The 12,785-nt window shown below is 66.9% G+C and carries 14 protein-coding genes and 1 tRNA gene; 5 read left to right on the forward strand and 10 right to left on the reverse strand.

Annotated elements, in window-relative coordinates; translation table 11 throughout:
* Both ACYVK3_RS09935 and ACYVK3_RS09940 read right to left on the reverse strand, forming a co-directional pair.
* Positions 1 to 499 (reverse strand): serine/threonine-protein kinase (locus tag ACYVK3_RS09935; RefSeq protein WP_460497143.1); only part of this gene is annotated, 499 nt, incomplete at its 3' end.
* A gap of 101 nt (positions 500 to 600) precedes the next feature.
* Positions 601 to 885, reverse strand: coding sequence for a hypothetical protein (locus ACYVK3_RS09940; RefSeq protein ID WP_460497144.1), 285 nt, complete (start codon positions 883 to 885; stop codon positions 601 to 603).
* A gap of 439 nt (positions 886 to 1,324) precedes the next feature.
* Between ACYVK3_RS09940 and ACYVK3_RS09945 the strand changes: the two genes are divergently transcribed.
* Positions 1,325 to 2,263, forward strand: coding sequence for a helix-turn-helix domain-containing protein (locus ACYVK3_RS09945; protein ID WP_460497145.1), 939 nt, complete (start codon positions 1,325 to 1,327; stop codon positions 2,261 to 2,263).
* Between the two features lie 65 nt (positions 2,264 to 2,328).
* Here ACYVK3_RS09945 and ACYVK3_RS09950 read toward each other — a convergent pair whose 3' ends face one another.
* Positions 2,329 to 2,526, reverse strand: coding sequence for a DUF397 domain-containing protein (locus ACYVK3_RS09950; protein WP_460497146.1), 198 nt, complete (start codon positions 2,524 to 2,526; stop codon positions 2,329 to 2,331).
* A gap of 98 nt (positions 2,527 to 2,624) precedes the next feature.
* Positions 2,625 to 3,533, reverse strand: a complete 909-nt coding sequence (locus ACYVK3_RS09955) for a cation diffusion facilitator family transporter (RefSeq protein WP_460497147.1) — start codon at positions 3,531 to 3,533, stop codon at positions 2,625 to 2,627.
* 231 nt (positions 3,534 to 3,764) lie between these two features.
* Here ACYVK3_RS09955 and ACYVK3_RS09960 point away from each other — a divergent pair, with 231 nt between their 5' ends.
* Positions 3,765 to 4,244, forward strand: a complete 480-nt coding sequence (locus ACYVK3_RS09960; RefSeq protein WP_460497148.1) for a hypothetical protein — start codon at positions 3,765 to 3,767, stop codon at positions 4,242 to 4,244.
* 35 nt (positions 4,245 to 4,279) lie between these two features.
* On the opposite strand, the gene ACYVK3_RS09965 is transcribed toward ACYVK3_RS09960, so the two are convergent.
* Complete coding sequence (locus tag ACYVK3_RS09965) at positions 4,280 to 4,657, reverse strand: phage holin family protein (RefSeq protein ID WP_460497149.1); 378 nt, start codon at positions 4,655 to 4,657, stop codon at positions 4,280 to 4,282.
* 195 nt (positions 4,658 to 4,852) lie between these two features.
* Between ACYVK3_RS09965 and pstB the strand changes: the two genes are divergently transcribed.
* A complete protein-coding gene (pstB, locus tag ACYVK3_RS09970; protein ID WP_460497151.1) occupies positions 4,853 to 5,737 on the forward strand; it encodes a phosphate ABC transporter ATP-binding protein in 885 nt (294 codons plus the stop codon).
* 130 nt (positions 5,738 to 5,867) lie between these two features.
* Here the strand turns inward: pstB and pstA are convergent, their stop codons facing one another.
* The 4 genes from pstA to phoU all read right to left on the reverse strand — a co-directional run bounded on the left by pstA (position 5,868) and on the right by phoU (position 9,763).
* Entirely contained in the window at positions 5,868 to 6,770 is a 903-nt protein-coding gene (gene pstA, locus ACYVK3_RS09975; protein WP_460497152.1) for a PstA family ABC transporter permease, read from the reverse strand.
* Positions 6,767 to 7,744, reverse strand: coding sequence for a PstC family ABC transporter permease (gene pstC / locus ACYVK3_RS09980; RefSeq protein ID WP_460497153.1), 978 nt, complete (start codon positions 7,742 to 7,744; stop codon positions 6,767 to 6,769). The genes pstA and pstC overlap by 4 nt, the downstream gene beginning before the upstream one ends.
* 84 nt (positions 7,745 to 7,828) lie before the next feature.
* Entirely contained in the window at positions 7,829 to 8,887 is a 1,059-nt protein-coding gene (gene pstS / locus ACYVK3_RS09985) for a phosphate ABC transporter substrate-binding protein PstS (protein ID WP_460497161.1), read from the reverse strand.
* A 228-nt stretch (positions 8,888 to 9,115) separates the two neighbouring features.
* Positions 9,116 to 9,763, reverse strand: a complete 648-nt coding sequence (gene phoU / locus ACYVK3_RS09990) for a phosphate signaling complex PhoU family protein (protein WP_460497154.1) — start codon at positions 9,761 to 9,763, stop codon at positions 9,116 to 9,118.
* A 172-nt stretch (positions 9,764 to 9,935) separates the two neighbouring features.
* On the opposite strand from phoU, the gene ACYVK3_RS09995 reads away from it, so the two are divergent.
* Entirely contained in the window at positions 9,936 to 10,688 is a 753-nt protein-coding gene (locus ACYVK3_RS09995; RefSeq protein ID WP_460497155.1) for a hypothetical protein, read from the forward strand.
* A 108-nt stretch (positions 10,689 to 10,796) separates the two neighbouring features.
* On the opposite strand, the gene ACYVK3_RS10000 is transcribed toward ACYVK3_RS09995, so the two are convergent.
* Positions 10,797 to 10,872 (reverse strand) — tRNA-Lys (locus tag ACYVK3_RS10000).
* A gap of 111 nt (positions 10,873 to 10,983) precedes the next feature.
* Here ACYVK3_RS10000 and obgE point away from each other — a divergent pair.
* Positions 10,984 to 12,450 carry a GTPase ObgE gene (obgE, locus tag ACYVK3_RS10005; RefSeq protein ID WP_460497156.1) on the forward strand — a complete coding sequence of 489 codons (1,467 nt, stop codon included), beginning with the start codon at positions 10,984 to 10,986 and terminating at the stop codon, positions 12,448 to 12,450.
* Positions 12,451 to 12,785 lie beyond the last annotated feature (335 nt).

Here is a 12,785-nt window from a genome sequence, read left to right on the forward strand (position 1 = left end):
GGGCGATCCCGAAGTCGACCAAGACGACCGAGCCGTCGTCGCGCACGAGGATGTTGCCGGGCTTGATGTCGCGGTGGACGATGCCGGCGGCGTGGGCGACCTGGAGGGCCTCGGCGACGCCGCCGACGACGCGGAGCGTGTCGGCGGAGCCGAGCTTGCCCCACAGGCCGAGGAGCCGCGACAGCGGCTTGCCGTCGACGTACTCCATGATGAGGTAGGCGATGGCGGCGTCGCCGTGGTCGATCTCGCCGTAGTCGTAGACCTCGACGACGCCGGGGCCCTTCATGACGGCGATGGCGCGGGCCTCGCGCCGGAACCGTTCGCGGAAGCCGCGGTCGTCCACGAGGTCGGCCAGCAGGATCTTCACGGCGACGGTCCGCCACAGGATCGTGTCGGTGCCTTGCCAGACGTCGCCCATGCCGCCGCCGCCGACGCGGCGTTCGAGCCGGTACCGCCCGTCCAGGACGTCGCCTGCCTTGAGATTGTGCGTACTCAGCATCCGACGGCTTTCTCCCCTCGACGACGCTAGCGAGCCGTGATTTCGGCAAGCGTCGGTTCATCTCTCAGGGACTAACGACCGTGTCGGGCTGAAGCTACGCGCTATGCGGCGTTCTTTTGGGCGGCAGGCGCGGCGGCGGGTTTCGGCGTCCGTGCGTGGATGGGGATGGGCTCGGGCATGCGGCCGGCCGGAGCGGGACGGGTCTTCGCGGCGCCCGTGAGGCTCTCGGCGGCCGTTCGGGGCATGGCTACGGCCTCGCCGAGCTGGCCGTCCCAGCACGCCCACGAGTGGCACGGCCAGGTCTGGCGGCAGTGGCCGCAGACGGGGCGCCGGGCGCTTCGCTGGTCGAGAGCGGGCGTGTGTCGTTTCCACCATCGCGCTTGCACGCGCCACAGGCTCGGCACCAGTACCCCGTTCGGTGGTTCGTCCGGCGGGGGATTGTCGAGTGTGTACGGACTTCGCAACGCGGGCTGCCTTTCGTTATCGTCTAGTTGACCGGTTTCGTCTGCGGCCGACCGCCTGCCGTGCCGCGCTCCAGGTGACGCCTGGTCGGTTTCGAGTCGCGGTGTCGAATCGGTACAGTCGGACGAGGCGGATAGCCCCTCCGTCAAGTAGAATTGCACATGCAGATATTCGATGCAAGAGGTATAACCGGATCGGGTGGCGTATTTTTCTCGCCGCTCGCGGCGGTATAGGCGCAACTTGCGGGCGCGGGGCACGACAGGATCGCGGCGCCGCCGAATTGCGACGCGCACACGGATGAGCGGCCAGCGCTCCTCTCCAGCCGGTGCGTCCTCACCCAAACCGGAGGGATCAGGGTGTCAAATGGGAACATCGAACGACGACGCTGACAACGATCTGCCGAACAGGTTGGGGGGCAAGGCGATGCCTTCAGGCGGGAGTCCCACCGTCCGCCGCAGGCGGGCGGGCAAGATCCTGCGCCAGATGCGCGAGCAGTCCGGAAGGGACGCCCAGGCGGCCGCGGACGCGCTGGAGGTCACCACCTCCACGATCTACCGCATGGAGCTCGGACGCGTGGGCATCAAGCCCCGTGACGTCATGGCGCTCACCGAGGTCTACGGCGTCACCGACGCCGCCCAGATCGAGGAGCTGGTGCGCCTGGCCCGCGACGGCCGCAAACGCGGCTGGTGGGCCCGATACTCGGACACGATCTCCCCGCCGTACGCGACCTACGTCGGCCTGGAGCAGGACGCCTCGAGCCTGTACCTGTACGACGGGCTGATCATCAACGGGCTCTTGCAGACCCCCGACTACGCCCGCGCCACGTTCGACTTCGCGTTGGAGCAGTCGCGGCGGTTCATGGACGAGCGCATCCAACTGCGCATGGAGCGACAGGCGCGGCTGCGCGACGACCTGAAGATCTGGAACGTCATCGACGAGGCCGCGATCCGCCGCGTGCTCGGCGGGCCCAAGGTCATGATCGACCAGCTCCAGAATCTGCTCGAGCTGGCCTCGCTCCCGAACGTGCACCTCCAGGTCCTGCCATTCGACGGCGGCGCCTATCCCGGCATGCTCTCCTCGTTCACGATTCTCGGTTTCGGGGAGGTCGACGGTGAGGTCGACCCCGGTTACCGGCACCCGGACGTGGTCTACATCGAAGGCCACAACGGTGACGTGTACGAGGAGGGCGAGGATGTCGCCCCCTTCCACGAGGTGTTCGGAAACCTGCGGTCGGCGGCCCTGGGGCCTGGCCGCAGCCTCGAGTTCATCGAGCAGCAGGCCAGTCGGCTCAAGGCGATGTGACCTGTCCCGCCGAGCCTGACGGGGCGGCCGCGGATCACTCCGCGACCGCCCCGTCTTCCGTCTCGTTACCGGCCTTCCGATTGCAGCAGTGACCGCCAGTCAGCTTGGCTGGTCCGCAGGATCGGGCTCCGGGTCAGCTTGGTGTCCCTGATCTCAACGACACCTTCCGTGAGCCTGACCTCGACGCAGGCGCCGTTCGGGCCTGATCTGCTGCTCTTCCTCCATGCTTGGGTCAACATGGATCTCCTCCTTCCAAGGAGCATTTCGAGTCCCCAGGTCGGTGTTTACCATAGCCAGCGGCACCATTGTCAAGCGTCATATATCCGTCACTATCGGTTTCCGGACATACCTGCGGAGGGTTTCACCAGGCGGGCCTATCGCAGACCTGATCGGCGCTGCCCGGTTCGATCTGGACGGTGGCGTGCTCGATGCCGAAGCGTTCGGCCAGCGTCTGCTGGGCGTCGACGAGGACCGCGGCCGGATCGGCGCCCGAGCAGAGTGCGAGATGGACCGTGGCGACATCCATACCGGAAGTGAGCGTCCAGAGGTGGAGATCGTGCACCTCATTCACTCCGTCGAGTGCCTCCAGGGAGTGCTCGACGTCCGTCATGCTCACGCCGACAGGCGCGTGCTGGAGCAGTATGCGCAACGCGTCGCGCCCGAGCCGAGCCGCCCGCGGCAGCATGAACAGGCCCACGGCCACGGCGATGATGCTGTCGATGTAGTACCAGCCGGTGAACCAGATGACCGCGGCGGCGACGATGACCCCGATCGAGCTGAGCGCGTCGGCGAGGACCTCGAAGTAGGCGCCGCGCACGTTGATCGACTCGGCCGCGCCCGAGCGCAGGAGCAGCAGCGACGCCATGTTGGCCCCGAGCCCGACCACGGCGACGGCGAGCATCGGCAGCGAGTCCACCTCGGGCGGGGACTCGATGCGCCTGACCGCCTGGACGACGACGAAGGCGCCGACACCGAACAGCAGCACCGTGTTCGCCAGCGCCGCGAGCACCTCGAGCCGGTACAGGCCGTACGTGCGCCGGGGCTTGCCGGTGCCGCGCCGGACCGCGACGATCGCGGCCAGGGCCATGACGATGCCCAGGGAGTCGCCGGCCATGTGGGCCGCGTCCGAGAGCAGTGCGAGGGAGTGGGTGTACCAGGAGGCGATCGCCTCGACGAGCATCACGGTGACGGCCAGGCACAGGGCTAGCCAGAGCCGACCACGGTGACGGGCACCGACGCTGGCGGCGCCGTGCGAGTGATCGTGTCCCATTCGGGTATGCCTCCATCTGTAGCCTGCGCCGCAGAGCGTTCCCGGCGACTGATGAATGCTAACATGCGCATTCATGCATATTAATTGTCCGGAAAGTGAACATTGCCCGGAAGTGGCGTCAACGCAAGGAAAAGCCTTGCCTGCCACAAACCAGGGGGACTTTCATGAATCTGCCCCGGCAATGGAATAATATTCATGAGATAGAGATCAGTACTGGTCACGGGGGTGACGATGCAAAGCGCCATTGAAGTAGCAATCGCCTCGTTCGGGGCTGTCGTCGCAATCGTCCTTATCTTCGCCGCCGTCCTCGGGCTGCGGTCGAGCATCGAGACACGAAGGCGCCGCAAGGCCCGCGCGAAGGCCGACGCCCAGGCCTGGGCTGTGCTCCTTGCCAACCAACTCATGATCGCGCCCTCGCACGTCACCGACGTCGAGGCCGCGGCCGCGCTCGACCGGGCACGGAAGCTCCACCACAACGTCGACCAGGCCCTCAAGACGGCCAAGAAGACGAAGCAGTTCGAACGGATCCGCACCTACGCCCTGGCCGGGCTCCACAACCTCAACGTCGTGCGGCGCCGGCTCGGCAAGGCGCCCGGACCACAGGGCCCGATGCCATTCAACGCCGTCAACTACAACGGCACCGGCCCCGAACGGACCGACACGCAGCGCGACATCCCGACCGGCCCGTCCACCGGGCTCTACTTCTACTGAGGCGGCCGGGGCACCGGGCCTCTCGCCCGGTGCCCCTATTCGCCGCGCGTCGGCGTGAGCAGGTCCATCACCCACATCGCCAGCCAGACGATGATGGCGCCCCAGAACGCCGCCCAGAACCCGTCCACCGAGAACCCCAGCTCGAACTGCTCCGAGACCCAACCGGTCAGCCAGAACATCAGCGCGTTCACCACCAGCCCGAACAGCCCCAGCGTCAGCACGTACAGCGCACACCCGATCGCCACCACCAGCGGCTTGACGAGCGCGTTCACGAGCGTGAACACCAGCGCCGCCACCACCAGCGACAGCACCCGTCCTCCCGTCGTATCCCCGAACAGCTCGATGCCCGGGACGATCACGGTCGCCAGCCACAGCGCCAGCGCGGTCAACAGCAGACGCACCACGAAACTCATGGCGACAGTATCGCCGCTCATCGGCCGAAAAACCGCGACTCGGGCAACAACGGCATGCCGAGGGACCGCGTGACCCCACCGCTCCCGTGCGTTCACCGTCAGTTCACCCCAGATCGGGCCTGACGCTACCCGCGCGAACTACGGTCGCCACAGCCCCCGAACGCCTGCTTGCAGCTCATCGCAGAGGAGACATCCATGAGCGACCCGACCATGTCCGGCGCCGGACGCACCGTGAGCCCGCGCCGCATCGGAGCGGCTCCTCAACCAGCACCGCAGCGCGGCCCCGCCGGCCCCGGCGCACCGGACGTCTTCGACATCCGCGACGTCAAGGTCTTCTACGGCGCCTACAACGCGGTCAAGAACGTCGACTTCACCGTCGCCAAGAACGAGATCACCGCGCTCATCGGCCCCTCCGGCTGCGGCAAGTCCACGCTGCTGCGCTCGCTCAACCGGATGAACGACCTCATCCCCGGCGCCCGCGTCGAGGGCACGGTCGCCTTCCAGGGCAAGAACATCTACGACTCCGACGTCGACCCCGTCGAAGTCCGTCGCCGGATCGGCATGGTCTTCCAGAAGCCCAACCCGTTCCCCAAGTCGATCTACGAAAACGTCGCCTACGGGCCCAAGATCCACGGCGCCTCCCGCTCCGAGCGCGACGGCATCGTCGAGGACTCGCTCAAGAAGGCCGCGCTGTGGGACGAGGTCAAGGACAACCTCCGCAAGAGCGCGCTGGCGCTCTCCGGCGGCCAGCAGCAGCGGCTGTGCATCGCGCGGACCATCGCGCTCCAGCCCGAGGTCGTCCTCATGGACGAGCCGTGCTCGGCGCTCGACCCGATCGCGACGGCCCGCATCGAAGAGCTCATGGTCGACCTGGCCAAGCAGTTCACGATCGTCATCGTCACCCACAACATGCAGCAGGCCGCCCGCGTCTCCGACAAGACCGCGTTCTTCTCCACCGAGGTCAACGAGCTGAGCGACACCCGCACGGGCATCCTCGTCGAGTTCGACGACACGCAGCGGATCTTCACCACGCCCGCCGACGAGCGCACCGAGAACTACGTCACCGGCCGCTTCGGCTAGACCGCACCACCGACCAGGCCCCGCCACCGGCGGGGCCTTCGTCGTATCCGCACACCGACCGATGCACGCAAAAGGTCCCCGCGCCGATCGTCGGCGCGGGGACCGCTGGTAGAGACCAGGGCGGGTTCGCCTACCGCTTGTCGATGGCGAACCGCGAGGCGATGATCCTGGAGAGGATCGTGAACAGGAAGACGATCGCGATGAGCGTCAGCGCCGCTCCCCAGGCACGGTCCTGAGAAGCCTCGAACGGCCGCGCCGCATTGCGGTAGATCTGCGCCGCCAGTGTGGTGTTGCCTCCGGAGAACAGGTCCATGTTCGTCTGGAAGAACAGGCCCACCGTGACGATGATCGGCGCGGTCTCGCCTGCCGCGCGCGCGATCGCCAGGAGCGAGCCGGAGGTGATGCCCGATGAGGCCGCCGGCAGCACCACGCCGAGCGTGGTGCGCCACTTGCGGGCGCCCAGCGCCGCCGAGGCCTGCCGCAGCTCGTTCGGGACCAGCCGCAGCATCTCCTCGGTGGAGCGGATGACGATCGGCAGCATCAGCGCCGCCAGCGCCAGGGAGCCCGCGAAGCCGGTCTTCTCGTCGATGAGCAGGACGTAGGCGACGTAGATGAACAGGCCCATCACGATCGACGGCACGCCGGTCATGACGTCCGACATGGTCCGGATGAACCGCGCCAGCGGCTTGTCCTTGCCGTACTCGTTGAGGTAGACCGCCCCGAGCACGCCGATCGGGATGGCGATCAGCGCGGCCATGCCCGTGATGAGCAGGGTGCCGACGATCGCCGGGCCCATGCCGGGGCCCTCGGTGCGGTAGTTGCGCGGGATGTCCTCGGTGAGGAAGCTCAGGCTCATCGACGAGCCGCCGCGGGTGATGACCTGGTAGATCACGAGCGCGAGCGGGAACGCCGCGATCAGGACGCACAGGCCGATGAGCACGGTGGCGGCCCGGTTGCTGAAGGCCCGCCGCCTGGACAGGTTCCGGCCCGACAGGTCGGGAGCGCGGTGGGGAGTTTCGATCATGGTGGTCATGCGTGGGCTCCTCTCATCTTGATCTCCGCCCGATAGACCACCCAGCGGGCCAGGAAGTTGATGATCACGGTGATGGCGAACAGCACCACGCCGATGCCGATCAGCGCGTCGGTGTGCAGCCCGGTCGACTCGCCCCACTGCTGGGCGATGACCGCGGCCATGGTGTTGCCGGTGTCGAACATGTTCGACGAGATGTGGAACGAGCCGCCGATCACCAGCGCCACCGCGATGGTCTCGCCCATCGCGCGTCCCAGACCGAGCATCGAGGCGCCGACCAGGCCGCCGAACGAGTGGGGGAGCATGGCGCCCTTGATCATCTCCCAGCGGGTCGCGCCCAGCGCGAAGGCGGCCTGCTTGTCGGTCTCGGGGACGGTGTCGAAGACCTCCCGCGCGATCGAGGTGATGATCGGGATCGCCATGATCGCCAGCACCAGTCCGGCGGTGAAGTAGTTGCGGCCCGTGTTGGTCTCGGAGAAGATCGCGTTCAGCACGGGGACCGGTGAGACGATCTCGGCGATCCGCTGGTAGACCGGGGTGATCCACGGGACCACCACCAGGACGCCCACGAGGCCGAAGACCACCGAGGGCACGGTGGCGAGCAGGTCGACGATCGTGACGATGTACCGGCGGAATCGGCGGTGGGCCACCTCGGTGATGTACAGCGCGATGCCCAACGACACCGGTATGGCCACGACCATGCCGATCAGCGAGGTCACGAGCGTGCCGTAGAGCATCGGGAAGGTGCCGAAGACGTCGTCGTTCGGCGCCCAGCGGGTGCCGGTGATGAAGCCGAGCAGGCCCTCGTGGCTGATGGCGGGCAAGGACCTGGCCGTGGTGGTGACCAGGATCAGAGCGAGAACGGCCAGGACGGTGAGACCGGCGGCGGTCACCAGCACCCGGAAGGCGCGGTCGGCGCCGCGGGCGCGGGCGTCCCCGCCGAGTTCGAGGTCGTCAGTGGATTGAGTGGTGCTCACAATGTTGCTCCGGTTCCGATAGCGGAACAGCCGAAAACCCCACCGGCGCCGGCAGGCGCCGTTGGGGCCGTCGGGCTGACGTTCCTACTCAGGGATCGTCTCGTTGAGGGCATCGAGCGCCTGCTGGCGAAGGCTGTCGGGCAGCGGCGCGAAGTTGTTCTCCGCGGCGATGTCCTGGCCGTCGTTCAGCAGCCAGGTGAGGAACTCCTTGACACCGGCGGCGACCGCCTCGTCCTCGTAGTCCGTGCGGATGAGGATGTAGGTCGGGGCGGTGATCGGGTAGGCCTCCGCACCGGCCGCGTTCAGCGGGTTGTACGACAGGTCGTCGTTGACCTCGGCACCTTCGAGGCCGGCCGTGGTGCCTTCGAGCGACGGCTGCACGAAGTTGCCGTCGGCGTTCTCGATGGCGGCGGTGACCAGACCGGTCTCGATCGCGTCGGCCAGGTCCACGTAGCCGATCGCGCCCTCGGTCTGCTCGATGTTCTGGGCCACACCGGTGTTGCCGTCGCCGCCGATGGAGTTCGACGGCCACTCGGCGGTGTCGTCGGCGCCCAGCGTCCAGGACTCGGTGGCCTCGTCGAGGAACCGGGTGAAGTTGCCGGTGGTGCCCGAGCCGTCCGAGCGGTGAGCGATCGTGATCTCGGTGTCCGGCAGCGTGGCGTCCGGGTTCTCCTCGGCGATCGCCGGGTCGTTCCAGGCGGTGATGTCGCCCTGGAAGATCTGGGCGAGGGTCTCCTGGCCGATCTGCAGGCCTTCGACGCCGGGGAGGTTGTAGGACACGGTGATCGGGGCCGCCACCGTCGGGATGTACTGGTACGAGCCCTCTTCGGGGCCGTCGCCCTCGTCGACCAGCGAGTCGGTTCCCGCGAAGTCGTTGAGGCCATCGCCGAACTCGGACTTGCCGGTACCGGAGCCGACGGCGTTGTAGGTGATGATCAGGTCGGGGTTGACCTCGGCGAACGCCTCGATCGCCGCCTGGTAGTAGGCGTCCGGGAAGCTGGCACCAGAAGCGGTGATCTCGCCGGAGGCCCCTTCGCCCTCGCTACCGTTCGCGTCGTCGTCACCGCCGCCGCAGGCCGCCAGGCCGAGCGCGAGGGTGCTAGCGGTGATCGTTCCGAAAATGGCTCTGCGGTTCAGTTTCATATTCACAGCTGGTCTCTACTCCGTTTCCCGGTCTTGTACCGGGGACTGCTTCACTGTTCGCGACCAATCAAAACCAAACCCGGTGTTCACCTGGCGACTTGTAGTTGAACTTGAGGTGAACGACTGAGCGCGATTCGCAACAACGGCGCGCGACGAAAGGCGTACAGCAACGAAAACCCTTGTGAGCAGGGAGTTTAATCGGAGCAATGCCGGGCTGTGATCTGACCGTTATGAACGATCGAGGTGAACATCACCGGTCACGAGGTAGACCACCTGATGCGAGATGCGCACCGCGTGGTCGCCGAAGCGCTCGAAGAACCGCGCCAGCAGCGCCGCGTCCACCGCCGCCTGCGGCCCGTAGTCCAGATCCGGCAGTTGCTCGTGGATGCGCTGCTGGATCGCGTCCAACTCGTCGTCGTCGAGTCCCATCTGCGCTGCCGCGAGCTGATCGTGCTCGGCCAAGATGCGCACCAGCTTCTCGGAGATCCGCGTCGCGGCCTGGCCCATCGCCGCGAAATCCGCGCGCAGCGACGCGGGGATCGGGCAGACCGGGGCGCGCAGGAGGACCGACTTCGAGACGTGCTTGGCCAGGTCGCCCATCCGCTCCAGATCCACCGAGATGCGCACGGAGGCCAGGATGAACCGCAGGTCGCTCGCGACCGGCTCGTACCGCGTCATCAACTCGACGATCCGGTCGTCCACGCGGAACTGGAGCGCGTTGATCTCCTGGTCGTCCGCCACGACCGCCTCCGCCGCCACCGTGTCGGCCTCCAGGAGCGCCGCACCTGCCTTCTCGATGGCGTCGCCCGCACGGCGGGCCATGTCGACGAGCAGCTCGTTGAGCTCGGCGAGGTGCTGGTGGAAAGGGTTCGCCATGATGGGCCAATCAGGGGTCGGGTGCTGGGCTCGTACCGGAACGCGGCACATGTCCAGTCTAAGCCCAATCGGGGCCCTCACCTCGGGACGGGCGCGGAGCGTCGGTCGTGGCACGGTGGTCAGACGAGGTTAAGGTGAGGTCGAACCATGATCGATCCCCGGGAGTGAACGAATGTCGTACCCCTCTCAGCCGTCCTACACGCCCCCGTACGGACAGCCGCAGACGCCGCGTCAGAACAACCTCTGGCTGGTGTGCGGTGCGATCATCGCGGTGCTGCTGGTCGTCCTGACCGTGATCCTCTTCATCGTCCAGCGCACCGCAGGCGACGACACGGCCGCCGGCAGCGGCGGGGAGAGCACCACGCCGACCGAGGAGGCGGCGACCTCCGAGGAGGGCGACCCCGAACCCACCGAAGAGGAGGCGACGCCGGACGGCGGCGGGACGGGCGAGGCGGCCGGCTTCGACGAGGCCACCTGCGACGCCTACGACCTCACGAAGTTCGAGGAGGTCATCGGCGCGTCAGTGGATCCGGACGAGACCTACACCTCCGCGTCCTCCAGCGGAGAGACCGGCTCGGTGAACTGCCAGTTCTATACCGACGACCTGTTCTGGCACCTGACCATCGACGTGAACGTCGGCTCCGACCCCGACTACAACATCGAGTACATCCAGGACGACATCGAATACTGGTCGGATTCCGAGGGCTACGAAGTCGAGGAATACGACTACGGCGACGCCGGATACATGTACAAGTACGGAGACCCCACGTACCAGAAGCTCAACATCAACGTCGCGGTCAGCAACATCGAGATCGAGGTCAGCACCTGGATCGACAATACGACGCACGACTACGACGCGGCTGTCGAGATGCTCCATGCCTCGCTCGAAGAGGCGCACGGCTACTTCGCCGAATACGAGATGTGATCCGCTGCGGGGCGCCATCGCCGATGGTGTTCCGCAGCACCGTCCCCGAAGAGTGAGATCCGGGACTCCCCGAATACGACGAAAGGGCCCTGAAATCAGGGCCCTTGCTGGTGCGCCGCCAGGGACTCGAACCCCGAACCCGCTGATTAAGAGTCAGCTGCTCTGCCAGTTGAGCTAGCGGCGCATGATGATTGAGCTGATCTGGGCATTTGGGCCCGTGTCGCTCGCACGAGGAGAAACTTTAGCACGTCCCGCGGGCTCGCGCTCCCGGGGGAGGGCCGGTGGCTACGCTTGAATGGTGACAAGTTTCGTTGACCGGGTAAATCTGCAGGTCATTGCTGGTAAGGGTGGAAACGGCTGCGTGTCGGTCCACCGAGAGAAGTTCAAGCCGCTCGGTGGACCCGACGGTGGTAACGGCGGCCACGGCGGTGATGTCGTGTTCGTCGTCGACCCCAATGTCCACACGCTGCTCGACTTCCACTTCCAGAGCCGCCTGCAAGCCGGCAACGGCAAGCACGGCCAGGGCTCCAACCGCGACGGCGCCTCGGGGGAGACGCTGCGCGTCTCCGTGCCCAACGGCACCGTCGTCTACACCGACGGCGAGCAGCTCGCCGACCTCACCGGAGTCGGCACCGAGATGACCATCGCCAAGGGCGGCAGGGGCGGACGAGGCAACGCCAAGCTCGTCAGCTCCAAACGGAAGGTGCCCGGATTCGCCGAGCTCGGCGAACCGGGTGACGAGCTCGCCATCACGCTCGAACTCAAGAGCGTCGCCGACGTCGGCCTGGTCGGCTTCCCCTCAGCGGGGAAGTCCTCACTCGTCGCCGCGATGTCGGCCGCGCGGCCGAAGATCGCCGACTACCCCTTCACGACACTGACGCCGAACCTCGGCGTCGTGTCCGCGGGGGAGACGACCTACACCGTCGCCGATGTGCCCGGCCTCATTCCGGGCGCCGCCCAGGGGAAGGGCCTCGGGCTCCAGTTCCTGCGGCACATCGAGCGCTGTGCGGTGCTGGCGCACGTCGTCGACTGCGCCAACCTCGAGACCGACCGTGACCCGGCCTCCGACATCGACGCGCTCGAGCATGAGCTCGCCGAGTACGGCGGTCTCGCCGACCGGCCCCGCATCATCGTGCTCAACAAGGTCGACATCCCCGACGGGAAGGAGCTCGCCGAGTTCGTCCGTCCCGATCTGGAGAAGTACGGCTGGCCGGTCTATGAGGTGAGCGCGGTCAGCCGCGAGGGACTGCGGGAACTGAACTTCGCATTCGCGAGGGCGGTGGAGGCGTACCGCGCCGAGCAGCCGCCGGTCGAGGCGACCCGTGTCGTCATCCGGCCGGCCGCGATCGACGACTCCGGCTTCACCGTGCGCGCGCTGACGCCGGCCTATGAAGGAGACGTGGAGTTCGTCGTCTCGGGTCAGAAGCCCGAGCGCTGGGTCGGCCAGACGAACTTCGAGAACGAGGAAGCCGTCGGGTACCTCGCCGACCGCCTCGCGAACCTGGGCGTCGAAGACGAGCTCGCGAAGCAGGGCGCCGTGCCGGGATCGGTGGTGAAGATCGGCGACGCCGAGTTCGAGTGGGAGCCGACGGACCCGACGGTCATCGCCACCGTGGGACCGCGCGGCACGGACGCCAGGTTCGAGCGCACCGACCGCAAGGGCGCCGACGAGCGTCTCGAAGAACGGAAGTCCCGGCGCCAGGAGTTGCTCGATCAGGTCGCCAAGGAACAGGAAGCGCGCGGCAAGAGCCGCCGCAGATAGTCAACGATTCGGTTCTGACCTGCGAGAACACGGGGTTTGTAAGGGTGTGTTCCCGAACACGCACCCCCCTTGCAAACCCCGGTTCAGGGTCGCGTAAATTAGTTCTTGCCCGAGGGGGAAACGGACAGGAAAGCCGAAAGGCAACTGGCCTTCACCGAAAGGGCAAAACTCCGAACGAAGTGATCGGGGGCCGAATACGGCCTGAAAACCGGTCTGCTAAGTTACTGGAGCCGCTCCGGTCGGAGCTGGAACATCACCGATGTTTTGGACTGATTGTGGCGTGTTGTTTGAGAACTCAACAGGGTGTTTGGATGGTCGACGTGCGGGCTGGCCGG

The organism is Glycomyces tarimensis, assembly GCF_054776215.1.